Raw genomic sequence first — 26,946 nt, forward strand, 5'->3', positions numbered from 1 at the left:
GGATTTCGGATCGGCAATATCGAAATATCTGCCAAAACGCTCAAGAAAAATGTCCTACCACCAGCGATCGCGATTTTTACATTCTTAGCTTTGTGGGAAGCGTTATCGGCTTCGGGAATTACCCTCTTACCTGGCCCTTCGAGCCTGTTTACCGATCCACGGACGCTTGAATTAGTGAAATATCCTTTTTACGATCGCGGCGGCATCGACAAGGGGATGTTCTGGCAGACTTGGGCAAGCTTGCAGCGGGTAGGCATTAGTTATACATTAGCGGCGATAGTTGGGATTAGTCTGGGCATTGCGATCGGTACCAGTGAGATGCTCTCTCGCGCACTCGATCCTTTGTTCCTATTTTTAAGAACTGTTCCCCCCTTGGCTTGGGTACCAATTTCCCTCGCTGCATTAAATAAAAACGAACCTGCTGCTTTATTCGTAATTTTTATTACCGCAGTATGGCCGATTTTAATTAATACCGCAGTTGGTGTCAAACAAATCCCTCAAGATTATATTAACGTTTCCAAAGTCGTCCAAGCTTCCAAGAAAAAGTACTTTTTTAACATCCTACTCCCTTCCGCACTTCCTTATATTTTCACTGGTTTGCGTGTAGCAATTAGTTTAGCTTGGTTGGCAATTATCGCCGCTGAAATCGTGATGTCGGGAATTGTTGGGATTGGTTTCTTTATCTGGGAAGCTTATCAAAATAACTACATCAGCGAAGTTATTCTCGCATTGGTTTGGATTGGTGCGGTTGGTTTATTGCTCGACTCTGCAATGTCTTGGTTGCAGAACAAAATCGTCAAACAGAAGGTTAATTGAGTTGCTGCGTAGATCTCTACCCCACCCCAGCCCTCCCCTTATAAAGGGGAGGAAGCAAGAAAGCCCCCTTTATAAGGGGGCGCAAAAGCCCCCCCTTATAAAGGGGGGGTTGGGGGGGTAGAGCACCAGCAGAAACGAAGTCTAACAAACTATTAATTATCCAAAATTTATAAACTGCTATGTCAACAGTCGAATTAGTCAATATTAAAGATGCAGGGAAAACTTTCCCGCTCAGTGGTGGGAAAGAATATATTGCCCTACGCGGTATCGATCTCCAAATCAGACGCGGTGAATTTATTTCGTTGATCGGGCACTCTGGCTGTGGCAAATCTACCCTGCTAAATATGATTGCGGGACTGGATTTAGCCACCGAAGGAGTAGTTTCCTTAGAAGGATTAACTATTACAAAACCTGGTCCCGATCGAATCGTAGTTTTCCAGAACTATTCACTCTTACCGTGGATGACAGTTCGGGAAAACGTCGCTTTTGCTGTTGATGAAGTTCTGACCGAAAAAACTGCTCAAGAGCGGAAAGAAATCGTCGAACACTATGTCGATGTCGTCGGACTTGCTAAAGAGATCGACAAATATCCCAGTGAAATGTCTGGGGGGATGCGCCAACGGGTCGCGATCGCCCGCGCCCTAGCCGTGCAACCGCGCTTATTGTTACTTGATGAACCCTTTGGTGTACTCGACGCGCTGACGCGGGGTAAATTACAAGAACAACTAGTCAAAATTTGCGAAGATAATAACATTTCAGCGTTAATGGTGACTCATGAAGTTGATGAAGCCGTACTGATGAGCGATCGAGTGGTGATGCTCACCAATGGCCCAGCTTCCAAAATTGGCTCGATTTTAGAGGTAGATATTCCCCGTCCGCGCAAGCGGTTAGAAGCCGTTAAACATCCGAGTTACTATCAGCTCCGCAGCGAGATTATTTACTTTCTCAACCAGCAGAAACAAGTTAAAAAAATGCGGGCGCAGAAAGTTCAAAATGTTGCCGCTCACGGGTTAGAAAAGGTTAACTTGCAACTCGGCTTTGTGCCCTTAACGGCGTGTGCACCGATGATTATTGCCAAAGAAAAAGGTTTCTTTGTCAAACACGGTTTAGAACAAGTATCCTTAGTGCGAGAATCGAGTTGGCGCGGCGTTGTCGATGGACTGATCGGCGGTTATATTGATGCAGCAGCCATGCCATCGGGAATGCCCCTGTGGATTACTCTCGGCGGTAGTGGTCAACCCACGCCTGTTGTCAGCTCCCTTACCATCAGTCGAAATGGTAACGCTATTACCCTCGCTAAGAGATTTAAGGATTACGGTGTCAAAACCCTCGCCGATTTCCGCGATGCAATCCGCGCCACCCCCAACGAACCCCACCGGATGGGTGTAGTGCATCCTTCCTCCATGCACAACCTGCTGCTACGTTATTGGCTAGCAAGTGCGGGCATCGATCCCGATCGCGAGTTACACTTGAAACAAATCCCGCCCGCTCAAATGGTCGTAGATTTGAAAAACGGTACGATCGACGGTTTTTGCGTCGGCGATCCGTGGAACCTCCGCGCCGAAATCGAAGGGATTGGCTTTACCGTCGCCCGCGACATCGATATCTGGAACGGTCATCCTGGCAAAGTTTTAGGCTGTCGCCAAGATTGGGCAACTGCCTTCCCTAATACTTTTATTGCCCTGAATAAAGCAATTTTAGACGCTTGCCGCTACTGCGCCGATCCTGCTAATGCCGAAGAGATTCGCAAAATCTTAGCCCGCAAAGAATATATCGGTACCAGTCTAGATTTTATTCATCTGGGCGGCCCCGATGATATCGTGCCTGGGGTAAAGTCCGTTGCCCACCATGTCTTTTTCGGTGATGGTGTCAATCGTCCCAGTCGGACAGAACATCTCTGGCATATGGTCGAGATGGCGCGATGGGGCGATGTGCCGTTCCCCCGCAATTGGGTAGAGGTGCTGGAAAATACCTGTCGGGTTGGGGTATTTAGTACCGCAGCGCGAGAATTGGGAATGACCGAGATTTCCTACAGTCGAAGTTCAATTAAGCTCGTCGATGGTACAACTTTCGATGCCGAAGATCCGATTGGCTATCTCAACAATCTCGAAATCAAACGGGATATTACTCTCGCGGAAATTCATTAAACGGAGATGCCGCGTAGTTCTGATACCCCACCCCAGCCCTCCCCTTGTAAAGGGGAGGGAGCAAGAAAGCCCCCTTTGGCGGCGTAAAAATCCCCCCTTTATAAGGGGGGGGGTTGGGGGGGTAGAGCACCAGCGAAAACGAAGTCTAGCCGATTTGTGTATACGTAGCCGTTGGCATAGCCGCTCCGCCAGGAGAAGTGTCAATTCTCAATTAATTTAATATCAACTATTACAAATCCTAAATCCTATGACCACTACTACTTCTGCACCTCGATCGGGAAAATCAACAAACACCAAACAGGATTTTATTTGCTTTGAAAACATTACGAAATCTTATCCTTCTAGAGCAGGATTAAATGTCGTCATTAAGAATATCGATCTCACCGTCAAGCAAGGTGAATTTATTTGTATTATCGGACACTCTGGTTGCGGTAAATCTACATTACTAAATACACTTTCTGGGTTTGCCACACCCAACGAAGGTCAAGTCACTATGAATGGTAAGTTAATTACTAAGCCTGGCCCCGATCGGATGATGGTTTTTCAAAGCTACTCTTTAATGCCGTGGATGACAGCTTATGATAATGTCTATTTTGGATTAGATTCAGTCCATCCCAACAAATCTAAATCGGAAAAAGATCGGATTGTCCGTGATACTTTGACGATAGTTGGTTTGGGCGAGGCAATGGAGAAAAAACCCACCCAATTATCTGGAGGGATGCGCCAGCGCGTAGCGATCGCACGGGCATTTTGTCTGCGTCCTGAAGTCTTAATTTTAGATGAACCTTTTGGTGCGCTCGATGCAATTACCAAAGAAGAAATGCAGGAAGAAGTTTCAGAAATCGTTCGCGAAGTTGGCTGTACGGTACTGATGGTGACTCATGATATTGATGAATGTTTATTCCTGGCCGATCGATTAGTGATGATGACTGAAGGCCCAGCAGCGGGCATTGGAGAGATCTTAGATATTCCGTTTGAGCGTCCACGCGATCGCGAACAAATGCTCGAAGATCCTCGTTATTATGAATTGCGTAACCGCGCCCTCGAATTTTTATATAGTGGGAATTCTCATTAACTCGATATTCAGCTAAAAAAAAATCGACATAGCCAATCGAAAAAGCGATCGTGTTCATGGCGATCGCTAATCTTCTAATCCAGATTTTAATTAATTATCCTCGGCGAACGTATCCTCACCCTCATCAAAATTTTCAGATGTTTGGGCGTTGAGCATCCAGTTTTCATAGCGGCGGTTGCGGCGTTTACCTTTGGCAGTAGTCGCGCGTTTACCCGCTCTTTTACCGCAAACGAGACTCTGGAGATCGGGAGCATCGCTAATATCGTTAAGAGTATCGTTGCAAGTCCGTTTCATTGCGGTGGCGATCGGTTGATAGTTAATTTATATAATCTAACTTAAAAATCCCCAGTTATTGGATAGATGTGGTTTTCGAGCGAGAGCATTCACTAATTAAAGCTTTTTACTACTAGTTAACTTCTGCATTAATTGTATGTTCTCACAGCTACCCGAACGGCAAATACATCTGATTCGTTGGATTCTCACGATCGCCTGGCTGCTGATTATTGCCTCATTATTCTACGATCCTTGGACTCCAGCATTGACAGTACCCAGCCACCCGTGGAGTCCATTCCGGTTATCAGCTAGTTGTATTTCAGTTCAGGGAAAATGTTTAGTAGAACAGCCTTATTCGCTGGCGACAACGTTGTTCTGGGGAGCGATCGTTCCGGCATCAATCTTTATCTTGCTAATATTTGGACATGAAGCTTGGCGACGGATTTGTCCGCTCTCATTTCTATCCCAAATTCCTCGGGCATTGGGCAAACAAAGACAGTTCAAACGCGAAAATCCGAACACAGGAAAGGTTCGTTATGAACTGGCGAAAGTAAAGCCGGATTCGTGGGTAGGGCGAAATTATCCATACGTCCAATTTGGCTGGCTATTTGTGGGATTGTGTGGGCGAATTTTATTTTTTAATGCCGATCGATTAGTATTGGCATTATGGATATTATTTACAATCGCTGCTGCCATTACGGTTGGCTATTTGTATGGTGGTAAATCGTGGTGTAACTATTTTTGTCCGATGGCTCCCGTGCAGCAAATTTACAGCGAACCTGGTGGTTTATTTGGAAGTAAAGCACATATTAGCGATACATCAATTACCCAATCGATGTGTCGAATGGTATTGCCAGATGGCAAAGAACAAAGTGCTTGTGTTGCCTGTCAAAATCCCTGTATCGATATCGATTCGCAACGAGCATATTGGGATGGCTTGAATAAACCTGAAGTATCGTGGTTGCGTTATGGTTATGTGGGCTTAGTCATTGGTTATTTTGTTTATTACTATCTCTATGCAGGCAGTTGGGATTATTATATTTCCGGCGCATGGGCGAGACAAACCGACCAATTATCAACACTATTAAGTCCAGGATTTTATCTATTTGGACAAGTGATAAATATCCCTAAAATAGTGGCTGTACCATTGACTTTAGGCACTTCTACTGTTATTGGTTATCGAGTAGGTAAATCGATCGAACAATGGGCAAAATCTTCTAGTCGTAAGCGTAATTCTAAGCTATCGCCGGACGTAATTCGACATCGTGTTTTCACACTATGTACATTTTTTATCTTTAATTTCTTCTTTATTTTTGGTGGTCGTCCGTTAGTTCAACTAATGCCGATTTGGATTCAGTATATATATGAGCTTGCGCTAGTATTACTGAGTACCTTGTGGGTATATAAAACTTGGCGACTAAGCTCCGATCTGTATTCGCGAGAAAATCTAGCCAGTCGCTTCCGCAAGCAATTAGAAAAATTACAACTGGATATTTCACAGTATGTAGAAGGTCGCTCTTTGAGCGATCTGAATACTCATGAAGTTTATATTTTAGCTAAAGTTTTACCAGGATTTACTAGAGAAAAGCGACATGCGGCTTATAAAGGGGTGGTGCGTGAAGCTTTGGAAGAAGGGTATGCTAATTATTCGAGTAGTTTAGAAGTATTGCAACAACTACGTCAAGAACTAGGTATCACCGATGACGAACATCGCGAGGTATTAGAAGAGTTAGGAATTGAAGATCCAGAGTTGCTAAATCCCGATCGTCAGCGCAGTTTGGAGAATCAAATTCGCTTGACTGGTTATCGTAAATCGCTAGAACGACTGATGTTATTACAGCGACAACAAGGAGCTACTAATGTCGATCTCAATCCAAACTCATCAGAAATAACTGCTTTGCGTCGTGAATATTCGATTAATCCGCAAGAAGAAGCTTGGATTTTGAGTGGGATTTCGCCTGAAGCCGGAAATCTACGCCGAGCTGAATTCTTACTCGCTCAATTACCAGATCTGATTGCCTGCTATCGCGGACTCAATCAACCAATTCTACACGAACAACAAGCAGTTTTGACACTGCTAAAAAGTAGTATCCATCACAAGAAAGAATTAATAGTTCGCACTATTTTAGAAACTCTTGCCAGCCTGAATAACGATCGAGAGGTGATCGATCTCGCGGCACAACTAGGTAATTTAGCTCCAGTAGTTTTACTAGAACTATTAGAATTAGAAGGTTGGCACGAACGACTGCATCCAGAAATAATTGAGCAGCTAACACCATTATCAGCACTCACAAATACCTGTGCGATCGATTATTCAAGTCAAGAAACTCTTAACTCTCTATCGCCATTACTCGACGATCGCAATCCCCTGATTCAAACAGCTTGTCTATATATTACCGCACAACTCGATCTCGATCGCAGTCAACTAATTGCCCGTAATTACACCGATCCTCAAACCTCATCTTTGGTTAGTGAAGCCGTCAAGATTATCTTGTCAGCATCTCAACAGTGCCCCCCCTTAACGACATTTTCCTTGTTAGAAAAAGCGGTGCATCTATTTAATAGCGATTTCTTTAACCGGATTCACAGTGAGACATTAATTGCGCTATCAGAGCGTGCCGATTTTAGAACCTTTACCGACAATGAAGCTATTACCGAAGCTGGCGATACCTGTCGCGAACTCCTGCTATTAATTGAAGGAAATGCCCAGATTATCTTCCATTTACCAAACCAAGAAGTGCGGATCGAGCAACTCAAATTAGGACAAACACTCGATGAATTAGAAGTTTTGGCACATAGCGATTCTCAGAATACGATCGTCGCTACAGGCGATTTTACCCGCATTTTGGCAGTCCCCGTTAATGCCTTTGACGATTTGCTAGATCGAGATCGGGATTTTGCGCGGCGGGTATTAGAACTCGAAAGTCGTCAATTACAAAGATTTATGCGATCGCTGCAAACTACATCAGCATAGCTTGCCGATCTTTGCTAGCATCGGAGTACAATTAAACTTAGATAGTTGCTAGTAAACTGGCAACTATTTAGATGATTATTTTCTGGGAGTATCGCTCTATGTCGAGAAAGTATAGTACTCCTGGCTACCATCCGATTAAAAAAATCAAAGTAATCTTCCAAGGTCTGCATATTGCCGTCATCACGGATTTTAGTGTTGCATACAAACTAGCATTATCGCTGCCGATCGCGATCGGTGCGATCGCGTTTCATAAATGGGTCGATCTGTCATTGATTCTAATTGCAACCGGATTGATGTTGCTAGGCGAATTATTCAATAGTGCCATTGAAATCTTGTGTGATTTTGTCGAGCAGCAGGAAAATCCCCAAATTGGCGCGATTAAGGATATCGCTGCTGCGGCTGCGGGGATTGGGATCTTTGTATGGGTGGCGATTCTGGTTATCGAAGGCATCCATCTCCTGACAATTAGATAGAAATGCTCGATCTGTAATCTATTACTATTTAGCCAGCTACTTTATGGAAATTCGAGCAGAGAGATCGGAAGATATAAGTGCAGTTCACAAAGTCAATGTTGCAGCATTTGAGCGAGAGAATGAGGCGGATTTAGTCGATCGGTTGCGAGGTCTTGCGGATACCTTTTCCTTCGTTGCGGTAGAAGTCGATCGAATTGTTGGACATATTTTTTACAGCCCAGTTAAAATCGAGGGAAAATGTGCTGATAAGTTATTCGTGCTTGGGTTAGCACCCCTAGCCGTGCTACCCGATCATCAGCGCAAAGGGATTGGGGCATTGTTGATTCAGCATAGTTTGGAGGCGTGCGCTCAGTTAGGGTGTAAGGCTGTTGTGGTGTTGGGTCATCCAGAGTACTATCCGAAATTTGGGTTTGTTCCAGCCAAAGAGAAAGGATTGAGGTGTGAGTATACAGTGCCGGATGAGGTATTTATGGTGCTGGAGCTGGAAAGTGATGCATTGAAGCAGTGCAGTGGAACCATTAAATATCGGTCGGAGTTCGGGGAAGTTTGATTAATAGGCTGCGTTGAATAAATATGAGAAATCCTTTAAGTTATGTATCTTTACATAACTTAAAGACTTTATGAATGGCATTCAGGCAACTTTCACGTCTACGGATCGTGCCTTTCATATTGAAGGTGATACCAATTTAAATGGTATTAATGACAGATAGAGCATCTAAGATAAAGGGATATCTGGTGATACCAGCAATAATGCCAGGAGTCAATTCAGCCAAGAGTTGACCTAATTTGATTTGAAGTTCGTCAAGAGTCTTGAAAGAAGCCCACCGGAGGTCAGCTTTGAGATATTGCCACAAATTGTGAAGATAGATCCCCGACTTCTCCGAGAAGTCGGGGATCTGAATATGTCCTAACTAGTGCGGCGGTTGCTATATTTATCGAGTAAATTTCAGCAATTCTAACTGTTGATAAATATCGTCACGAACTTGTGCTTTGAGAGATTTACCCAAGCGATTTTTTTTCTGAGCTATTTGCAAGCAGCTAGCAGTCGGACAAAGATAAGCCGAACGTCCTTGTACGAATGTATTGCCTCGATCGATGATAATTTGACTTGATGGATGAGATCTTACTAACCGCCAAAACTCACTTCGATGGGCTACTTTGCGACAACTTACACACCGACGATAATCTTTGGTCATAATTTGAGTGTAAAATGATGACTGCTAATTTCCATCCGGTGGCGGAGATAAAAGCGGTGTGCTGCAAATTTTTGCACTCCAGAATCTAGGGTTAATTGTTGACAATTTTGGTTGTGGGCATAATCCACCAGCCAATTGAATAATTTTAGCCCATAACCTTTCGATCGATTGTTAGATCGACTAACCAAATCGTCAACATACAGAAACTTACCCCAAGCCAAGGATTCAGAGATTCTAAATCCAGCAACAGCTTGAATCATTCGATCGACTTGGAGATAATCAAATTGTTGCTGCTGCCGTTGAACTCGATCGATAAAATCTGTAAGTTCCAAATGGGGACGCAATTCTACCATTACGGAAAAATAATCAGTAATTTCCTGAATCGAGATGGCGTTCGCGAAGCGTACCATAGGTAATCGAAATATTATTATTCATATCAGCACGATTGCACAAATATAATATTAAACTTGCCCAAAATATGTCTGGTGGACAATGCCTATCATGTTCATTCTGTGCCTTTTTAGGGGGTCAAAGTTCATGCAAAATATGTGAATCTATTTGGGTGAAATTGGCTTTAGAAAAAGCTTTCCGCCAACACAATCACAAAAAGTGCCTGAACAAAAAATGGGGAAATTCCATCAAAATTAACATGCTAGACAATGCCCACCGTACAGCTTTCAACTTTCAACTAATAATTATCATCAGCATATCCAGCATCTTGATAATCGGGTTGATAGCGCGATTGATATTCTGATTCAGCTTGGCGTTGAGATTCTACCTCAGCCATTGCCGCAACTGGATCGTATTTTTTAGCATCTTTGATATCAATTTTCCAACCAGTTAATCGCGCTGCCAGTCGAACATTTTGCCCTTCTTTCCCAATTGCTAAACTCAACTGATCTTCAGGTACCAATACATGTGCCTGACGACCTTCTGGATTGACTAATCGTACTTCATCAATCCGAGCGGGACTGAGGGCATTTGAGATATAAGTGGAGGGATCGGGAGACCACCGAATTACATCAATTTTCTCACCTTGCAATTCATTTACCACCACTTGAATCCGCGAACCTCTCGATCCGATACACGCGCCTACGGGGTCTACATCGCCCTCTAAGGTATCTACCGCAATTTTTGTACGGGGGCCGACATTTCGAGAAGGAGGACTAGCTTCTCGCGCCACAGCGACGATTCTGACTAGTTCTTCTTCAATTTCAGGGACTTCATTAGCAAAGAGTTCGACAACTAATCCCGCCGCGCCGCGAGAAACGAGGAGTTGAGGTCCTCGTTGGGAACCTTCGCGGACTTTTTTGAGGAAGACTTTAAAGGTGCGTCCAATTCGGTAGTTATCGTTAGGAAGTTGCTCTTTCTGAGGAAGTTCGGCTTCGACATCTGGTTGTCCGAAACTACTATTTACAGATAAAATTACTGATTGACGTTCAAATCTTAGTACCTTACCCATTAAGGCTGTACCTTCAAATTGCTCGAACTCTTCTTGAATAATTTTACGTTGTTGATCTCGTAATTTTTGGGCGAGAACTTGTTTGGCTTGAATCGCTGCCATTCGACCAAAATCTTCGCGATCGGGTGTAACGTCCAATACAACTGAATCGCCGATTTGAGTTGAATCTTCGGCATCTTCTTGTTGAAGGATATTCTTGACTTCACTCAAAGAAATCTCACGGTCTTCATCGGTGACTTCTTCAACGATTGTTTTAGTTGCAACAACTTGGAAAGCTTCTTCTTCCAAGTTTAAAAACACATCAAAGTTATCAAAATGATCTTCATCAAACTGCATTTGGTCTAAATGCTGAGACCGTCGATAACGCTCGTATCCTTTAAGTAAAGCCTCTCTTAATGCTGTCTGAACGGCAGAACTGGGTAGGTTGCGATCCTTGCTAATTTCCTCAATCATACTTCGTAGTTGAGGCAAACTAACGTTGCTTTTTGGTTGTTGTTTAGCTTTTGACATATTCAGTTAAATTAATATTAAGGATTTAGGCGATCGAGTGGATATAAACCCGCCTTTACTTACGACTTATCTTCATTATTGTCATCTAAAGAGACTTTACTAACTAATTCTCTGGGAATTTGAATCGTTCGTCCTTTCTGACTCAGATAAATTGTGGTTTCATCCCGCCGAACGAGTTGTCCTTGCCATTCGGTTTTGTCGTCTTTATCGTTCAATGGTCGATCGGTAGTGACTTGCACGGCAAAGCCGCTAAAGGCGTTAAACTCTCGATCGGTAGTCAATTGTCTACTCGTCCCAGGACTAGAAACTTCTAGCGAATAGGCAAACGGAATCACATCAGTAGCATCCAACGCAGCTTCTAGAGCGCGGCTCATTCGTTCGCAGTCTTGTAATCCAGTATCCTCACTCGGATTGCGGATATCTACCCGCAGGGATGGCGGACGTTCGTGGGTATGAAAGATAACGGCAACTACTTCTAGCCCCAATTCTGCGGCGATTGGGTTAGCAATGTCAGTGATTTGGGGAATAAGGGGATGAGCCATAGATGTAGCAAGGACTAGTGGCTAGAGAGGGTAATGTTGGGAAAAAGGTAATAACTAGGATCGATATCGATTTATACTCAGCTACAATCACTGGTAAATTTAGGTCATCGAATATCTGAGATCGAGGACGACATTGAAAATAATCATGCTTGCGAGCAGCCGTAAACAACAAAAAAAGTGGGGTTCGACCCACTCCTGGCAATTTATTATTCCAAGAAGCATACGGACAGACTAATATTTTAGTTTGCCCATGCATCTAATATTAACAGAGTTTTGATTCGAGAGTAAGATAGTAGCTAGCGGGTACAAAAGTAATCGTTAGCGTAGCTCTGCCCCAGAAAATTGACCCTCTACACCCGTTCATGACAGTACATATCTCACATCAGTTAAGTACCCCCATATGACTCTAAATCTTTACTTCCTTCGTCACGGCCAAACCGCATCTAGTCGTGGTAATTTGTTTTGTGGATCGATCGATCCAGGATTAACTGCTGATGGTGAAGAAATGGCGCAGACATTTGCGACAGCTTATGTTAATACACCTTGGGAAGCAATTTATTGCAGTCCCAAAGAACGCGCGATTTTGACAGCCGAACCTTTAGCCAATGCGCTAAAAATGGAGTTACAACTGCGAGATGGATTGCAGGAAATTAATTATGGTACGTGGGAAGGCAAAGATGTCGCTACGGTTGATGCTGAGTACCACGATGATTATCTGCGGTGGTTGGCAGATCCTGCTTGGAATCCTCCCACAGGCGGAGAATCGGCAATGGCAATCGCCGCTCGCGCTTTAGCTGTAGTTGAGGAAATCAGTCAGCAACACCCCACGGGGAATGTTTTGGTCGTATCCCATAAAGCAACGATTCGGATCTTGTTGTGCAGTCTACTAGGTATCGATGCGGGGCGATTCCGCTATCGCTTGGGGATGCCAGTATGCAGTCTGAGTATTGTTGAGTTTGGCGCACATGGGCCATTATTAAAGGTATTAGCCGATCGATCTCATTTGACCGATCGATTGCGTGATTTACCTGGAACGTAAAGTAGGCTTTAGGCTTTAGGAGAAATGCCTTCCCAACTCCTGAAGCCCAAATCCCGAAAATAGCTGAGATCGGGTAACTTATGCACGATCTTGGTCTTCGATCGGTTAAGATAATAAAGTTTGAAAATAACAATAAATCTTTAGATTAGCTAGCAAAACATTACAGTAACGATACGTTTCACGTGAAGGTACAGCCACTTATCGGCTTGACGTAAAATTAAATATTATTCGGATATACAGGAGAAATCGAACTCATGGTTCAGATGGCAGCCAGTTTGGAACTTAACTTTACCAGCGAAACCTATAAAGATGCTTACAGTCGCATCAATGCGATCGTGATTGAAGGCGAACAGGAAGCGCATGAAAACTATATTACACTGGGTGGGCTATTGCCAGATGCCCAGGACGATCTAGTTAAGTTATCCAAAATGGAAATGCGTCACAGAAAGGGGTTTGAAGCCTGTGCGCGAAATCTAGCGGTAACTCCAGACATGGGATTTGCCAAGGAATTTTTTGCGCAGTTGCACGAAAATTTCCAGATTGCTGCGGCAGCGGGAAATACTGTCACCTGTCTGTTGATTCAATCGCTGATTATCGAGTGTTTTGCGATCGCGGCTTACAATATTTATATTCCAGTAGCAGATGATTTTGCGCGGAAGATTACCGAAGGTGTCGTCAAAGATGAGTATATGCATCTCAATTTTGGTGAAGTCTGGCTGAAAGCAAACTTTGAAGCATCTAAAGCCGAACTTCAAACTGCAAACCGTCAAAATCTGCCCCTGATTTGGAAGATGTTAAACAATGTCGCCAAAGACGCGAAGGTATTAGGGATGGAGAAGGATGCTCTAATTGAAGATTTTATGATTGCCTATGGTGAAGCTCTAAATAATATCGGCTTCAATACTGGTGAAATCATGCGGATGTCAGCATATGGATTGATGGGTGCATAGTTTAGATTGCCTAGCAGAAAGATAGTGCATTAAATAACTTAGAACTTCATCGCCATCTCCCAGGTACGGGCAATTCATCGGGAACCTCCGAGAAACCCCGCCCGTTCTACGGCGGGGATGTATGGAAGACGAGAGAATCCAGGTAAATATGCCGAATGTCTTGGGGTAAATCCGCTTCTAATTGCTGATAGCCTTCGGCTAAATATTCAGGAATGCTAGTTGCTGGAATTTTTTGTCCTTCACCTTGTAGATAGGCAGAAATGCGTTGTTCGTTCCACTTGAGATTTTGAGTCATTACCACGATTAGACGCGATAGCGGCGAAAGTCGATCGAGTCCTCGATCGAGATAACACCATAATGGTGGTGGCGCAGCAGTTAAGGCATAACGGATCTTTGCTGGTTGGGGAATTTTGACTCGATGGATCGTGCTACCTGTAATATCTATCAGCCAGTTTTGCCAATTAGTCCCTTCTGGCTCTGTGGATATTTTGACTCGTTGGAGTTCTTGGAAAATCTGTCGCCAGGAGACTGCAAATAGATAATCAGCCTGAAGTTGAGATTCTACAGCATGTTGGACGACGCTATGAACGATCGCCCCATAACGACAAAATAATGCTGTGAAAAATTTGCCTTGTTCGGGGTGGAGTTGATGTAAACTAATTAACTCTCGATCGCTATAAATAGCTAACGATCTTAAGATATCGTGATTGGCTTCGGGGAAGGTCGGGATTGACAACATCTTTAAATTAGTCGATCGTTGACAGTTGATAGTTTAACACCCGATCTCAAAATTAGACGATCGAGTTTTACACTAGCAGCAAACAGCACGATATATTTAGCTTACAGACCAGTTTAAAGACTTTAAATTTCTTTCTATGCAATCTAGTTCCCAGCCACAACGGATGCGCAATTTTACGATCGTCATCATTGCGATCGTCCTAGTCATCGCACTAGCCTTAGGTGTTCGTACCCAAAACTTTAGTACGAGCTTAGAAAGTCAAGCGCAGCAGGCGCAACCGATCGATCTGGCTCTCAGCAATGGCAAACCGACGCTGATGGAATTTTACGCCAATTGGTGTACTAGTTGTCAGGCAATGGCCGCAGATTTAGCAGTAGTTAAAGCACAATTTGGCGATCGAGTCAACTTCTCCATGCTTAATGTCGATAATACCAAATGGCTACCAGAGGTAACAAAATATCGCGTTGATGGAATACCCCATTTTGTCTTTTTCGATCGTCAAGGGAAAGTTCTCGCTCAAGCGATCGGCGAACAACCCAGACAGATCCTAGAATCTAAATTAGCAGATCTCGTCGCTGGAATAGATCTATCCGAAACCGCCTCTATCGGCGAAGTCTCTAAATTCACACCTAAAGTAGTTCCCCAGAGTGACGATCCTCGCGCACATGGAGCATAGATTAGGGTAAAGGGTAAAGGGTAAAGGGTAAAGGAAAAGAACAATCCCCAACACCCCCACATCCCAATACCCCAACACCCCAACACCCCAACACCCCCACATCCCCCACACTCCCAACTGTGTCTCAAATAATCGTCATCGGCGGCGGCGCGGCGGGATTTTTCGCGGCGATTACCTGCGCTCAAACTCATCCGCATACCCGTGTCACCTTACTCGAAGCGGGGAAATATCCCCTCGGTAAGGTCAAAATATCCGGTGGAGGTCGATGTAATGTCACTCATGCCTGTTTCGATCCAATTCAGTTGGTACAGTACTATCCTCGCGGAAATAAGGCTCTGCGGGGTGCTTTTACTCGCTTCCAACCACGGGATACCGTAGCCTGGTATGCCGATCGAGGCGTGAAGCTCAAAACGGAACCTGACGGGCGGATGTTTCCAACTACCGATGACTCAGACACGATCGTCAGATGCTTATTAGACGCTGCGGCGGCTGCTGGAGTCAAAATCTGGACGGGGGAAGCTGTAGCTGAAATTGTCCCCCAACAGCCCCTTGGATGGTCTGTCAGCCTTCGATCGGGGCAGGTTTTAACAGCCGATCGAGTCTTACTCGCAACGGGTAGTAATCCCAGTGCTTATAAGTGGGTGCAAAAATTGGGTGTCCCAATTTTAACGCCCGTTCCATCCTTATTCACCTTTAATATTCCCGATCCGCGTCTGGCAAATTTAGCGGGAGTTAGCGTCAAATCCGCTACTGTCAAATTATCCGCCACTGGCAAAAATGCCTTGACTCAAACAGGTGCATTATTGATTACACATTGGGGTGTCAGTGGTCCAGCCGTGTTAAAATTATCGGCTTGGGGAGCCAGGTTTCTTGCCGAATCTCGCTATAGTACGACACTAGTTATCGATTGGTTGCCAGATTATCGCCCCGATAAATTACGCGAACTAATTTTGGCAGTTAAGTCCCAATTACCCCAGAAAACAATCCAAAACAGTTGTCCCGTCCCGATGCCCCATCGACTGTGGGAGTCGCTGACTAGTTATATTGGGATTCAAGCTAGCGATAGATGGGCGGGATTGGCAAATAAGACACTCGATCGATTAATTCAAGAATTAAATCGCGGTGAATATCAGATTACTGGTAAGGGGGCATTTAAGGAAGAATTTGTCACCTGTGGTGGTGTCGATCTCAAATCGGTAAATTTCCAAACGATGGAAAGCAAAATTTGCCCTGGGTTATATTTTGCAGGAGAAATCCTCGATATCGATGGAGTGACAGGCGGCTTTAATTTTCAAAGTGCTTGGACTACGGGATATCTGGCAGGATTGGCAATGGGGAAACAATGAGTCGCAAGTCCCAAGTCACAAACGGAATTAGAGATTTTGAAGTTGTAGAAGAGTTCAGCAATTTCAAATTCAAACTTGTTCAGGCACCTCGTAGGGGCAGGTTTATGCTAGTAAGTCTCGATCTGTACCAATAAGTATCAAACAAACCTGCCCAACCCCACCAGAAACCATCGATTATTGGTCGAGAATCGGTGATACATTTTTAATTTGGAATTGCTGAGAAGAGTTGAGAAATCTTATTTTGTGAGTGAGTTACAATGTCTAGAAAATTGTGGAGATCGATCTGTTTAGTTGGGATCGTGATGATGGCAGCGGGTTGTGGTGGTAAGCCCCAAGTTACTTCAGTTAATCGTCCCGAACTTGCAAGTAGCCCCAGTCCATTACCTACGCCTAAAAATGTCTGGATGACTGAATTTAAGCAACTAAATGGGACTCCTTATTTATATGCGCCTATTTATGTTGCCGAACAAGAACAAAAAAGTGTCCTCAAACAAATCAAATCGGCAAGCTATGAGTATGGAAGAGAGTATACAGGGATAGATATTCGGAACTATATGTTCGTGCATCGAGATAATTTATCAGCCGGAAAATTACTATCTAATAATACTTCACGACTGCTAGAGATGGAGCAGATTGGCGTACCAGCTCCACCAGATAAATCTAATCTAGATTCAAGTCGCCGGAATTGGATTAAAACTGTAAAAACATTGTGGTATGTCCAGGTTTTAGCCGATACAAATAGAGATAAGACCCTAACTGATTTAGACCGCAAACAGATCGCTATCTCTGATGTTTCCGGTGCGAATTATACTGAAGTTATTAAGGATATCGATAAAGTTTTATTAGTTTATCCGAAAGGTCTCGATCGACGGTTGGTATTTTATATTTCGGATCAGAAACATTTTGTTGCCGATGTTGATATCCCCGCGCGTAAAGCCACAATTAAACGGCTACCCGCTCTCAATTAACCTGAATTTACCAATAATTGTTCGATCGAGCAAATTATACTTTGCACGGTTACAATCTGAATCTCCATCGTAGGGTGTGTTAGGCTGTAGCCGTAACGCACCACTTACTAACTCAAGTTGCTAGTACTCGGCGGCGTAAATAACAGTAATATTTTGGGAAAAGCGGGGAGAGTAATTAGAAAAACGACTGAATGGTGACTTTATTTCTGCCGCCGAGTACTAGCTGGAGTTTTTTAGCATGGGGAGGGGAAGGGAGAAGGAGGAAAGGAAAAACAGATAATTAATGAATTTTACATCTCTGGTACAATTGTAGGCAGACAAGCAGGAATCCCACACTCATCCCTGCACGATCGAGTCAATGGTAGTTCGCATTAGAGAACCAGGCAAAAGCAATGGGAAAACATCGTCGTCCTCTGAAACACCTGCCACCATTTTTCGATCGCACCGATAATCCTGAATTGCATAACTTCCCCCGTGGCGTAGAAGTCGATATTACACCGCCACCGCCGGATTTAAGCCCTTTCGATCGAGATGTATTGCAAGTATGCGGTAATTTCGGAAATCGTGCCCATGCTACGGATTTTAAGGCATTACTCCGCGCCTATCCCGATGTGCTCCAACGGATTCAAACGGCGGTAAATGGGGAAATTTTTTCGGGGAGAAATACCGAAACAGAATTTCTCGCAGATTTAACCGAGATCTGGTTCAAACGGGATGGATTCGAGCATATTTTTTGTGGAAGTATCGAACAAGGGCAACTCAAAGGGATGCATTATGTGGGGCGATATCTTCAACTTCAAGAGCAGGGATTGGCTGGGAAATTACCATACAATCAACATCAGCAAGAAGCGATCGATGGAGTCGTATATACGATTGGGGTATTGCTCAAGTATGGTAGTCGAATTATAGTCGATCGCCGGAATGGTTATGCTTTAGTTAGCGATGCAGCGGAGTTATTAATTGCCGCAACCCAAGCATTTAAAATTAAGTCTCGATCGAAATTCGTCTGCACTGTGGATGTTGTCGATGGGGATTCGGGACGTACTTATCCAGCAGTATTTGTTAAAGAAGATAATGCGATCGTGACTTTTTATCCCGACGCGACACCAACAGATCCCGCCTGTTAAATTAGCAATTAGGGGGTTGTTGGTATAGCTATATTACCCTTGTAGATTTTTTTGATTGCCTCGATCGCGATCGACTAGTAAGATAATTGATATCGAGCGATACGAGCGGTTTTACTATGACGATAGATCTCCACAGATTAGATGCGATCGAAGACGATCCCGATACATTCATCGAAGCTCTAGATGATTATGTAGAGGAATCGATCGATGAATTTGTAGAGACTAAGGAAGGGAAAGCCTACTTAGCAGCATATCCAGAAATGGAGGAGTTTGTGGGCAGTTGGATTTACCAACTATTGTATCTTGGTTATAGTTACGAGTCAGTAACGCTGCCAAAAATGACAAAAATTCATGTTGAAGAGATTGTCACCAAGTTATTTCCCCGCAAAATCTTATTAGGTAGTCCAGATGAAGCCGATACAGCTATTCCCGAATTGTTAGCATTTTGGCAGTTTCTCGATCGAGTTTATCAGCATCCTCACGCAGCAAAGATAGTCACCCTACTCCAACAGCTTCAACCCAAGTTCAATGCAATCATGAATGATTCCAGTAACTTTGGAATCGGCAAATCTTTCATCGCGCAAGGGATGACAGCAGGTTTTGATATGACGACCAATGAGGGATTAGAAGCTTATCGAGTGCAGTATAATCAAACCGATCGATCTTTAAGTTCTCCCAATTTTAATTCCTTACTCGAAAACTTTGGCATCAAAGCAGGTGGTGAAACCCAAAATTTGGTGACTGCATTAATGAGTGCGATCCCCAAAAATAACGATTCAAAACTACCATCAGAAATTCCGACATTAAGATTATTGCAGCAAGAATTCCAAACCAGTCAGTGGCAATCTTCCAAACATACATCCACCGATTTATCAGCAGCAGCAAGGGAATTATTAAACTCACAAACTCTAACTGCAACCTCACCAGGGACAATCCTCAAAGACTTTCAAGCTCTCTTAGACTTTGTTGGCGACAAGGGCACAGCCGTTAGTGTCACCAATCATTTGCTCCCACTCAAATCTCTGGCAGAAATTAACCAGCAACTGAGCGAACCAATTCAACTCGATCTCAAACGTCCCGTTCAAAAATCTTATCCCCCGATCGATGCCTTATATCTGCTGTTACGGGCATCTGGGCTAGGTCGAATTAGTGCCAAGGGTAAAAAGTACTTTCTCACCCTCGATCCCACCTTACTGACAATTTGGGATAGCTTAAATGCCACCGAACGCTACTGCACCTTACTAGAAACCTGGCTGATCCGCGCACATTCCGAAATAATTGGCGAGAACGATCCGCTCAATCTCGGTTCAAAATGTTTTCAATTTTGGCCGACAATTCCTGCGACAGGCATCAACATTGCCAATTACGAAGAGCAATCGAGATTGGCTTATTATCCCGAACTTCGGAACATCGCATTATTGGCAATGTTTGGATTTATTGAACTAACAACGGTTAAACCTGTAAAGGATAAAGGTTGGCGCATCAAATTAGTAGAAAAGCGGCTTTTTGGTGATGCCATGATGACATTATTGTACGGAGTTTTCAGCTCGGTACAGATGTGGTGGCCATCAGAAAACGATCCAGATTTACCTTTTGCTGAATTGCAACCCACTCTTCAACCCTATTTTTCCGAATGGAAAAATGTCCTGGGTTTATCAAGACATGAGTTTTGTTCGGGTGTCTATATATTCAAGGTTTCTGTGCTCAAATGCTGGCGACGGATTGCCATTAGTAGCAATTTAACTTTACAAGATCTCAGCGAGGCAATTCTCGAATCGATCGATTTTGACAACGACCATTTGGACATGTTTATCTATGAAAATCGGTTCGGTCGATCGATGAAAGTTTATCACCCTTTCTGTCAAGATGAACCAAAAACCGATACAGTGCAAATCGGCGATCTTCCCCTTCCCATCGGCTCAGTAATTAAATATGTCTTTGATTTTGGAGATTGGTGGGAATTTAAGATCGAGCTAGAACAAATTCAATCCGATGATATCCGCGTCGATTATGTTGAGATCCTAGAGCATTCTGGTGATGCTCCAGAACAGTATCCTCAGTAACTATTGTACTAATTGAGAAATTAAATTAGTCGAGCGTCAAACAGAGCTTCGCCGATCGTGTAGAAATGTTAAGATAACGATCGAAACTCATTTCCTCGTTCGCGTAGCGTCTCCAAAGGAGAATCGATCTAATATGTCAAAGTCATCTCCGTCAAAAGTTATAGTTATTGGTGCAGGTATCGGCGGATTGACGGCGGGTGCATTGTTGGCAAAACGGGGATATGAAGTAATTATATTCGATCGGGCGATCGTGCCTGGTGGCTGTGCGTCTACATTCAAACGCCAGGGATTTACCTTTGATGTTGGAGCTACCCAGGTAGCTGGATTAGAACCAGGTGGTATTCATCATCGGATTTTTAGCGAATTAGAAATCGATTTACCCGCCGCAACACCTTGCGATCCAGCTTGTGCTGTATTTTTACCTGGAGAAACTACGCCGATTAATGTCTGGCGCGATCCTGTCCGTTGGCAAGCCGAACGTCAACAACAATTTCCTGGGAGCGAACCTTTTTGGCAATTTTTACAACAACTATTCAATGCTAGTTGGGAGTTTCAAAGTCGCGATCCGATTTTACCACCGCGCAATCTCTGGGATGTGGGACAATTGGTAGGCGCACTGCGATTGGGTACACTGATTACGGTCCCATTTACGCTTTCTACCGTTGGTGACGCGCTGAAATGGTTTGGATTAAATCGGGATAAACGGTTGCAGACATTTCTCGATTTACAATTAAAGCTCTATTCCCAGGTAACGGCAGCAGAAACAGCTTTATTGTATGCGGCAACGGCTCTAGGGGTGTCGCAGACACCTCAAGGACTCTATCATCTGGAGGGGAGTATGCAAGTATTGAGCGATCGACTGGTTGCCGCGCTAGAGCGGGATGGTGGTAAGTTATTGATGCGGCATACGGTAGAATCAATTGAATGCGATCGAGATCGCGCGATCGGGGTCACGATCTGCAACCAAAAAACGGGCGAAACTTGGACGGAAACCGCCACTGAGGTAGTCGCAAATGTCACGGCGCAGGATTTAGTTAGATTGCTCGGCGATGCGGCTCCTAAGTCCAATCCCTTGCCTCTATTATCTCTCGACAGCTATCGATCGCGTGTCAAAAATTTACCCCAAGCTTCGGGGGCATTTGTGTTGTATTTGGGCGTAAAAGATGTGGCAATTCCGGCCGAATGTCCGCCCCATCTCCAATTTCTCTACGATTACGATGGGATAATTGGTGAAAATAATTCGCTATTTGTTTCTGTCAGTCATCCTGGCGATGGTCGCGCACCCACTGGACAAGCGACAATTATTGCATCCTCATTTGTCGATCCAAATAGATGGTACGGCCAGGAGGTAGATTATGCAGCACTCAAAGCTGAATATACCGCAACCGCGATCGCCAAATTAGGCAAATATTTCGATCTTTCACCAGAAAATATTATCGTCACCGAAGTAGGTACGCCGCGTACCTTCGAGCGTTATACCGGACGCGAACGCGGGATTGTCGGCGGAATCGGACAACGGGTATCGACATTTGGACCATTTGGCTTTGCTACGCGCACACCAGTGGCCAGATTGTGGATGGTTGGCGACTCTACACATCCAGGTGAAGGTACGGCTGGAGTTAGTTATTCAGCATTGACTGTAGTCAGACAGATTGAGATTGGGTAGCTAAATGTTTAGACCACATTTCTTGATAGGCTTGTTCTAGATCCCGTGTAAACTGTTTTGCATTCCAGACTGGTGCTGTCTTTCGACCAGATCGGAGCTTGTCGTGGACTTTCGATCTTAACTGACGATCGAGTCCGAGTTTTACACCCCAATCTACATATTCCTGCTCGCTCCAAGCAATCCCTTCGGTAATCCCCGCATTGAGCATGAATGTGTAACTATTGCGTGCGGCAAATTGCTCGCCTACTTGAGTTACCATCGGAATTCCCATCCATAAAGTCTCGAGAGTAGTGGTGGCACCATTGTAGGGAAACGTGTCTAAAACTATATCAGCGATCGCCAAATTAGCGCGATGGGTAACTTCATCAGCGACAGTATTTAAAAACCGCAATCGATTTAGATCTACTCCTACTTCTCGAGCAATTTTAGCGAATAATGCTTCAATAATATATCGATCGCTCTCACCTTTAATTAATAAATAACTATTAGGTACGGATTTGAGAATCTGCATCTGCAACTTAATAGTCTGTGGGTGACGTTTATACCCCCTTTGTCCACTCCAGTAGATAATCGCATCCGTAGGAATATCCAAATCTTCACGTCGAATTGTTGGCGTACCAACTTCAAATCCATCAACAGCTAGATAACTTTGTGGTAGTCGCCAAATCTGTTCTTGATAGTATTCCTGTGCATTTTCTGGCAATACATATCGATCGGCAATAAAATAATCGACGGTAGCTAAACCAGTTGCATCCCAACCGAGCCAACTGACTTGAACTGGCGCAGGTTTTGCTGCTAATACTTGACAAGTAGTATCTAGTGTCAAGCTATCGAGATCGATCAGAATATCTACGTCATCGGCACGGATTTGAGCAGCAATTTCATTCGCATTAGTTCCAAAGCAATAAGCAACATCGGCACGATCTCGGAACCATTTTTGATAGAAAGGATCGTCAGGATTTTGATTGATACAGTAGGTGAAAATCTGAAATTTATCTCGATCGTGATATTGCCACAGCCAACGACTCAACCAGCCCACAGAATGACTGCGTAATGTCGAAGATAGATAGCCAATTCTGAGTATTTCTGTCTGTTTTGGTAATGCGGTTGGCTCAATTGCTCTAGTAATAGCTTGAGGACGATCGAGATCTAGATAAATCTGAGAAATTTGGTTTTGGATCGATCGATAATAATCTGGACGATCTGCTATATATGGCAAAAAGGTCGAGGAGACTAGTAGAGATCGATCAATTTCTGGTGTTAAAGTATATTGTTTTTCATTAATGAATATCTTCAGTAACTGATAATGTCGATCGAGCGTCGGTAGCACATTTTGCCAATCACCAGCAGTCAACAAAGTCCTGATAATATTAGCATTGCCAATAATTTTCTGCGCTGAACCATCGCACAAGCTATAAATTAAATAACTAATGTCGATTGCTTTTTGGTATTCAGCTAAGTTGCAGTTCAATCGACCTAGTACTTGCAAGACTACTGTATTTTGAGGCTGAAACTTCAAGCAAATTTCTAAAATTTCAGTCATAAATGAGTTGGCACCTAATCGATGACTCAAGTTTAATGAGGTCCGAGCGATTAGTTCGATTAGATGAGATCTAACTGTTGCAAAGCTCAACAAGCATTGACGAATAAGATCGCCAGTAACTTCAGATGGAAAGTTCAGAAGCAATTCTACTACCCGATCTAAATTTTCTCGATCTACTTCACAATCGACATGAGTAGATAATATTTCCACTCCCTCCCACTCTACTAAATCCTCAGGACTGAATAAGTCTAGTTCAATTGCTAGTAAAATCGAACGAATTAAATTATTAACGTGTGTCGGATCTACTTCTCTTAAATATTGACTAATCAGCCAAGAGTTATCTAAATCACGATCGGTTAACGTTTGGCTAGCAAGTCGATCTAGTATGGCTGATAACTCATTAGTTAAAACTGATGTCTCTAGTTCTGAAGCTTCAGCAAATGGAATAAACCAAATAGCTTGAGCATCTATTTCCCGCTGTTGCAAGAGATAGGCAAGTCCTAAATACCAATAATTATAGCTGAGTTTATCTCCTCGATCGATTATCTCCTCATAATATGCAACTGTTTGGTCTAAATTAATATCTTCAAACATTGAATATTCATCAAACGATCGATGAGATATGGAAGATGAGTTGGTCGAAAAAATTAGAGTATCCATAGATCAGTTATTCGAGTAGTCATCAATTACTTGATGCTTACTTTGCTCTTGATATTTAGCCCACATCTGGCGATAAGCCTGCTCCATTTCTAGGGTAAATTGTTTAGCATTCCAAATCGGTGCAGTAGTTCGTCCCGATCGTAATTTACCTTGAATTTTATCTCTTAACTCGCGATCGAGTCCTAGTTTTATGCCCCAATCTATATACTCCTGCTCGCTCCAAGCAATTCCTTCCTCAATCCCAGCATTGAGCATGAATGTATAACTATTCCGCGCAGCAAATTGCTCACCTACCTGCGTTACCATCGGAATTCCCATCCATAAAGTTTCGAGGGTAGTAGTTGCACCATTATAAGGAAAAGTATCTAGAACTATATCTGCGATCGCTAAATTAGCTCGATGTGTGTACTCATCAGGAACACCATTCAAAAATCTCAATCGATCTAAACTTACACCTTCTTCCTCCGCAATTTTCCCAAAGAAATCCCTAATCATCGTCGGATCGCTTTTACCTTTAATCAAGAAATAACTATTAGGCACACCTTTAATAATCTTTAACTGACTGCGAATCGCATCTGGATGACGTTTGTATCCACCTTGGCTGCTAAAATAGACGACAGCATCATCAGGGATATTCAAATCTCGCCGATTTAATGTTGGAATACCTACTTCAAATCCATCTACTGCTAAATAAGTTTGGGGTAATCTCCATAGCTTTTCTTGATAATAATCCTGAGCATCATCTGGAAGCACATATGGATCGACAATAAAGTAATCGATCGCTGGTAGTCCAGAAGCATCCCAGCCCAACCATGTGGCTTGTACTGGAGCTGGCTTATGAGCCATTATTAAACAACTAACATCAAAAGTCAAACTATCTAAATCGATTAAAATGTCGATCTCATCCGCCGTGATTTGGGTAGCAACTTCTTGAGAATTATCATTGAAGTAGTAGCTAATATTTGCCTTGTCTCTAAACCATTGATGGTTGAATTTATTTTCAGGACTTTGATTGACACAATAAATAAAAACCTGAAAAGATTCTAGATCGTGATAATGGAATAGCCATCGACTTAACCACCCAACCGAATGCTCTTTGAGCGTCGAAGCCAGATAGCCGATGCGGAGTACACCTACTTTTTTTTGCAAAGATAGCTCTTCAAACTCAGATTTTAGAATTAGCGGGCTAATATTTTTTTGATAAATCGCCGCTAGTTTATTTTGTAATGGTTTATTTACCTGAGGATTGTCTTCAATATATGGACTGAAATACGAAGAAATTATGAGATTTTGATGTTTGATTTCTGCTAACTTAGCTGGTGATTCGTTAATAATTTCACCGAGGATTTTACGATGTAGATCGAGTCGAGTTCGGTAGCCTTCCCAGTTACCTGCAGTGAGATACGATCTCTGCATTAAGTAGCTCGCAAATAAATGTTCGGACTGAGTTGTAGCAAATTCAGCATAATGTTCGGACGCGGCAATTGCTTTAGGATGAAAATCAACACCTGAATATAAGCCGATTAAAACTTGATAGATGTTTAAATCATCTGGCATGAAAGATTGACAAATTTCTACCAATCTAACGGCAAACAAGCCCAGATTTTGTTGGTGAAATGAATGAAAGCCTGCAAGCACTAGCCTGGGGATAATTCGACGATGAATATTTTTAACTAAATCCAGACAAGATTTAATTAGTTTTAAACTTAGCTCTGTACGTAGTTTATGAACTAGAGCAGAGATCGATCGCTCCAATAACTCGTCATTAATACTGTCATCAGATTCTCCTGTCTGCTGGAGAGTCAAAGCTGTTTCTAACAACTCATCTATCTGCCATTCAATTAATAATTCTGATGTCAAACAATCGAGTTTATTAGCCAGTATAATTAACTGTAATATATTACCAACTCGATCGGGCTTGAGCATCAAAAGATGTTGACGAATCAACCATTCTGTTTCCAAGTCTGGAACTTGAGACTGATAAATAGCTTGCTGTTCTAAAACTGTACATAACTCATCAGTGTAAAGATCTGCTTCTGTTTCATCAGCTCCAGATAACGGAACAAACCACGCTGATTGAGCATCATCTTCTCGACCTGCTAATAAATAACTGACCCCTAAATACCAGTAGTTACTGACATCGATACATCCTCTCTGCTCATCTTCAGCAATTGCCATTTCATAAAATTCGATCGACCCAATCGTGGGAATACATTCTCCTCGATCGAATTTTTGGTGCAGGCTCTTCTCTGGAGCATCGATCTCAATCGAGACAGAACGATCGGTAGATATCTGCATAAGGAAATATTGGTTGAGCGGTAGATGATTTTTGGCAGTAACTAGAGTGTAGGAGCAACTAATCGATATTAAATCGTGGATATCACCCAAAAAAATTAACTGAAGGTTGAGAATACCCGTGAATTTACGGAATAGACACATGAATATCTCCACAACTTATAAATAAAGATTCCTCATGCTGTGTATTTACAACATGAGGAATCTTTATTTATAATTCAATATTGTTTCCTAGCACAAATAGCTAAGATTAGTTACCCAATCTAGTGTAGTTAGCACCACAGGAAGCAGAAGTACCAGCAACTGGAGTCGGAGGTGTACCAAGACCAGGAGTATTTGCTTCGCACAGAATGCTGGCAATTACGCTTTGACCAGCGGGGTTATTGTAGCGATTATTACCACCGCT

23 protein-coding genes are annotated in these 26,946 nt (G+C 43.2%); 14 read left to right on the forward strand and 9 right to left on the reverse strand.

Features of this window, described 5'->3' with window-relative positions; all coding sequences use genetic code 11:
- Positions 1 to 9: 9 nt before the first annotated feature.
- The 3 genes from ntrB to RMO55_RS01625 all read left to right on the forward strand — a co-directional run bounded on the left by ntrB (position 10) and on the right by RMO55_RS01625 (position 4,038).
- A complete protein-coding gene (gene ntrB, locus RMO55_RS01615) occupies positions 10 to 816 on the forward strand; it encodes a nitrate ABC transporter permease (RefSeq protein ID WP_396134147.1) in 807 nt (268 codons plus the stop codon).
- 179 nt (positions 817 to 995) lie between these two features.
- Positions 996 to 2,963 carry a nitrate ABC transporter ATP-binding protein gene (locus tag RMO55_RS01620; protein ID WP_310422482.1) on the forward strand — a complete coding sequence of 656 codons (1,968 nt, stop codon included), beginning with the start codon at positions 996 to 998 and terminating at the stop codon, positions 2,961 to 2,963.
- Positions 2,964 to 3,210: 247 nt separating this feature from the next.
- Positions 3,211 to 4,038, forward strand: coding sequence for a nitrate ABC transporter ATP-binding protein (locus RMO55_RS01625; RefSeq protein ID WP_310422485.1), 828 nt, complete (start codon positions 3,211 to 3,213; stop codon positions 4,036 to 4,038).
- A gap of 90 nt (positions 4,039 to 4,128) precedes the next feature.
- Here the strand turns inward: RMO55_RS01625 and RMO55_RS01630 are convergent, their stop codons facing one another.
- Positions 4,129 to 4,332: a hypothetical protein gene (locus RMO55_RS01630; RefSeq protein ID WP_310422488.1), complete on the reverse strand. Its 204-nt coding sequence runs from the start codon at positions 4,330 to 4,332 to the stop codon at positions 4,129 to 4,131.
- A gap of 136 nt (positions 4,333 to 4,468) precedes the next feature.
- Between RMO55_RS01630 and RMO55_RS01635 the strand changes: the two genes are divergently transcribed.
- The 3 genes from RMO55_RS01635 to RMO55_RS01645 all read left to right on the forward strand — a co-directional run bounded on the left by RMO55_RS01635 (position 4,469) and on the right by RMO55_RS01645 (position 8,308).
- A complete protein-coding gene (locus tag RMO55_RS01635) occupies positions 4,469 to 7,285 on the forward strand; it encodes a cyclic nucleotide-binding domain-containing protein (protein WP_310422491.1) in 2,817 nt (938 codons plus the stop codon).
- 98 nt (positions 7,286 to 7,383) lie between these two features.
- Positions 7,384 to 7,758 (forward strand): diacylglycerol kinase, encoded by a 375-nt coding sequence (locus RMO55_RS01640; protein ID WP_310422494.1) that lies wholly within the window; start codon positions 7,384 to 7,386, stop codon positions 7,756 to 7,758.
- 43 nt (positions 7,759 to 7,801) lie between these two features.
- Positions 7,802 to 8,308: an N-acetyltransferase gene (locus tag RMO55_RS01645; protein ID WP_310422497.1), complete on the forward strand. Its 507-nt coding sequence runs from the start codon at positions 7,802 to 7,804 to the stop codon at positions 8,306 to 8,308.
- Between the two features lie 136 nt (positions 8,309 to 8,444).
- On the opposite strand, the gene RMO55_RS01650 is transcribed toward RMO55_RS01645, so the two are convergent.
- From RMO55_RS01650 to rimP, 5 genes are all read right to left on the reverse strand, one after another.
- Positions 8,445 to 8,612, reverse strand: coding sequence for a hypothetical protein (locus tag RMO55_RS01650; protein ID WP_310422500.1), 168 nt, complete (start codon positions 8,610 to 8,612; stop codon positions 8,445 to 8,447).
- A gap of 78 nt (positions 8,613 to 8,690) precedes the next feature.
- The gene (locus RMO55_RS01655; RefSeq protein ID WP_310422503.1) at positions 8,691 to 8,954 is read right to left on the reverse strand and encodes a YlxR family protein; all 264 of its coding nucleotides are present in this window, start codon (positions 8,952 to 8,954) and stop codon (positions 8,691 to 8,693) included.
- On the reverse strand, positions 8,951 to 9,364 hold the full coding sequence (locus RMO55_RS01660; RefSeq protein WP_310422506.1) for a GNAT family N-acetyltransferase: 414 nt from the start codon (positions 9,362 to 9,364) through the stop codon (positions 8,951 to 8,953). Before RMO55_RS01660 ends, RMO55_RS01655 begins: the two co-directional genes overlap by 4 nt.
- Before the next feature lie 278 nt (positions 9,365 to 9,642).
- A complete protein-coding gene (gene nusA, locus RMO55_RS01665) occupies positions 9,643 to 10,926 on the reverse strand; it encodes a transcription termination factor NusA (protein ID WP_310422509.1) in 1,284 nt (427 codons plus the stop codon).
- A gap of 59 nt (positions 10,927 to 10,985) precedes the next feature.
- Positions 10,986 to 11,468: a ribosome maturation factor RimP gene (rimP, locus tag RMO55_RS01670; protein ID WP_310422512.1), complete on the reverse strand. Its 483-nt coding sequence runs from the start codon at positions 11,466 to 11,468 to the stop codon at positions 10,986 to 10,988.
- A 400-nt stretch (positions 11,469 to 11,868) separates the two neighbouring features.
- Between rimP and RMO55_RS01675 the strand changes: the two genes are divergently transcribed.
- Both RMO55_RS01675 and RMO55_RS01680 read left to right on the forward strand, forming a co-directional pair.
- Complete coding sequence (locus RMO55_RS01675) at positions 11,869 to 12,507, forward strand: histidine phosphatase family protein (protein ID WP_310422515.1); 639 nt, start codon at positions 11,869 to 11,871, stop codon at positions 12,505 to 12,507.
- 254 nt (positions 12,508 to 12,761) lie between these two features.
- Entirely contained in the window at positions 12,762 to 13,457 is a 696-nt protein-coding gene (locus RMO55_RS01680) for an aldehyde oxygenase (deformylating) (RefSeq protein WP_310422519.1), read from the forward strand.
- 106 nt (positions 13,458 to 13,563) lie between these two features.
- On the opposite strand, the gene RMO55_RS01685 is transcribed toward RMO55_RS01680, so the two are convergent.
- Positions 13,564 to 14,196 carry a sigma-70 family RNA polymerase sigma factor gene (locus RMO55_RS01685; RefSeq protein WP_310422521.1) on the reverse strand — a complete coding sequence of 211 codons (633 nt, stop codon included), beginning with the start codon at positions 14,194 to 14,196 and terminating at the stop codon, positions 13,564 to 13,566.
- 136 nt (positions 14,197 to 14,332) lie between these two features.
- Here RMO55_RS01685 and RMO55_RS01690 point away from each other — a divergent pair, with 136 nt between their 5' ends.
- The 6 genes from RMO55_RS01690 to crtD all read left to right on the forward strand — a co-directional run bounded on the left by RMO55_RS01690 (position 14,333) and on the right by crtD (position 22,042).
- Complete coding sequence (locus tag RMO55_RS01690) at positions 14,333 to 14,872, forward strand: thioredoxin family protein (protein WP_310422524.1); 540 nt, start codon at positions 14,333 to 14,335, stop codon at positions 14,870 to 14,872.
- A 119-nt stretch (positions 14,873 to 14,991) separates the two neighbouring features.
- Positions 14,992 to 16,218: an NAD(P)/FAD-dependent oxidoreductase gene (locus tag RMO55_RS01695; protein WP_310422527.1), complete on the forward strand. Its 1,227-nt coding sequence runs from the start codon at positions 14,992 to 14,994 to the stop codon at positions 16,216 to 16,218.
- A 257-nt stretch (positions 16,219 to 16,475) separates the two neighbouring features.
- Positions 16,476 to 17,186, forward strand: a complete 711-nt coding sequence (locus tag RMO55_RS01700) for a hypothetical protein (protein WP_310422530.1) — start codon at positions 16,476 to 16,478, stop codon at positions 17,184 to 17,186.
- A 392-nt stretch (positions 17,187 to 17,578) separates the two neighbouring features.
- Complete coding sequence (locus RMO55_RS01705) at positions 17,579 to 18,313, forward strand: EndoU domain-containing protein (protein WP_310422533.1); 735 nt, start codon at positions 17,579 to 17,581, stop codon at positions 18,311 to 18,313.
- Positions 18,314 to 18,429: 116 nt separating this feature from the next.
- A complete protein-coding gene (locus tag RMO55_RS01710) occupies positions 18,430 to 20,376 on the forward strand; it encodes a plasmid pRiA4b ORF-3 family protein (RefSeq protein ID WP_310422536.1) in 1,947 nt (648 codons plus the stop codon).
- Between the two features lie 133 nt (positions 20,377 to 20,509).
- A complete protein-coding gene (crtD, locus tag RMO55_RS01715; protein WP_310422539.1) occupies positions 20,510 to 22,042 on the forward strand; it encodes a C-3',4' desaturase CrtD in 1,533 nt (510 codons plus the stop codon).
- Here crtD and RMO55_RS01720 read toward each other — a convergent pair.
- Positions 22,020 to 24,245 carry an O-linked N-acetylglucosamine transferase, SPINDLY family protein gene (locus tag RMO55_RS01720; protein WP_310422542.1) on the reverse strand — a complete coding sequence of 742 codons (2,226 nt, stop codon included), beginning with the start codon at positions 24,243 to 24,245 and terminating at the stop codon, positions 22,020 to 22,022. The genes crtD and RMO55_RS01720 overlap by 23 nt on opposite strands.
- Positions 24,246 to 24,248: 3 nt before the next feature.
- Positions 24,249 to 26,684, reverse strand: a complete 2,436-nt coding sequence (locus RMO55_RS01725) for an O-linked N-acetylglucosamine transferase, SPINDLY family protein (protein WP_310422544.1) — start codon at positions 26,682 to 26,684, stop codon at positions 24,249 to 24,251.
- Between the last annotated feature and the right edge of the window lie 262 nt (positions 26,685 to 26,946).

Source organism: Chamaesiphon sp. VAR_48_metabat_135_sub (genome assembly GCF_031418915.1).
GTDB lineage: Bacteria > Cyanobacteriota > Cyanobacteriia > Cyanobacteriales > Chamaesiphonaceae > Chamaesiphon.

Bases quoted from the DNA above. Each gene is read 5' to 3' on its own strand.
- RMO55_RS01620 (WP_310422482.1), top strand. From the start codon at position 996: ATGTCAACAGTCGAATTAGTCAATATTAAAGATGCAGGGAAAACTTTC.
- RMO55_RS01625 (WP_310422485.1), top strand. From the start codon at position 3,211: ATGACCACTACTACTTCTGCACCTCGATCGGGAAAATCAACAAACACC.
- RMO55_RS01630 (WP_310422488.1), bottom strand. From the start codon at position 4,332: ATGAAACGGACTTGCAACGATACTCTTAACGATATTAGCGATGCTCCC.
- RMO55_RS01635 (WP_310422491.1), top strand. From the start codon at position 4,469: ATGTTCTCACAGCTACCCGAACGGCAAATACATCTGATTCGTTGGATT.
- RMO55_RS01640 (WP_310422494.1), top strand. From the start codon at position 7,384: ATGTCGAGAAAGTATAGTACTCCTGGCTACCATCCGATTAAAAAAATC.
- RMO55_RS01645 (WP_310422497.1), top strand. From the start codon at position 7,802: ATGGAAATTCGAGCAGAGAGATCGGAAGATATAAGTGCAGTTCACAAA.
- RMO55_RS01655 (WP_310422503.1), bottom strand. From the start codon at position 8,954: ATGACCAAAGATTATCGTCGGTGTGTAAGTTGTCGCAAAGTAGCCCAT.
- RMO55_RS01660 (WP_310422506.1), bottom strand. From the start codon at position 9,364: ATGGTACGCTTCGCGAACGCCATCTCGATTCAGGAAATTACTGATTAT.
- nusA (WP_310422509.1), bottom strand. From the start codon at position 10,926: ATGTCAAAAGCTAAACAACAACCAAAAAGCAACGTTAGTTTGCCTCAA.
- rimP (WP_310422512.1), bottom strand. From the start codon at position 11,468: ATGGCTCATCCCCTTATTCCCCAAATCACTGACATTGCTAACCCAATC.
- RMO55_RS01675 (WP_310422515.1), top strand. From the start codon at position 11,869: ATGACTCTAAATCTTTACTTCCTTCGTCACGGCCAAACCGCATCTAGT.
- RMO55_RS01680 (WP_310422519.1), top strand. From the start codon at position 12,762: ATGGTTCAGATGGCAGCCAGTTTGGAACTTAACTTTACCAGCGAAACC.
- RMO55_RS01685 (WP_310422521.1), bottom strand. From the start codon at position 14,196: ATGTTGTCAATCCCGACCTTCCCCGAAGCCAATCACGATATCTTAAGA.
- RMO55_RS01690 (WP_310422524.1), top strand. From the start codon at position 14,333: ATGCAATCTAGTTCCCAGCCACAACGGATGCGCAATTTTACGATCGTC.
- RMO55_RS01700 (WP_310422530.1), top strand. From the start codon at position 16,476: ATGTCTAGAAAATTGTGGAGATCGATCTGTTTAGTTGGGATCGTGATG.
- RMO55_RS01705 (WP_310422533.1), top strand. From the start codon at position 17,579: ATGGGAAAACATCGTCGTCCTCTGAAACACCTGCCACCATTTTTCGAT.
- RMO55_RS01710 (WP_310422536.1), top strand. From the start codon at position 18,430: ATGACGATAGATCTCCACAGATTAGATGCGATCGAAGACGATCCCGAT.
- crtD (WP_310422539.1), top strand. From the start codon at position 20,510: ATGTCAAAGTCATCTCCGTCAAAAGTTATAGTTATTGGTGCAGGTATC.
- RMO55_RS01720 (WP_310422542.1), bottom strand. From the start codon at position 24,245: ATGGATACTCTAATTTTTTCGACCAACTCATCTTCCATATCTCATCGA.
- RMO55_RS01725 (WP_310422544.1), bottom strand. From the start codon at position 26,684: ATGTGTCTATTCCGTAAATTCACGGGTATTCTCAACCTTCAGTTAATT.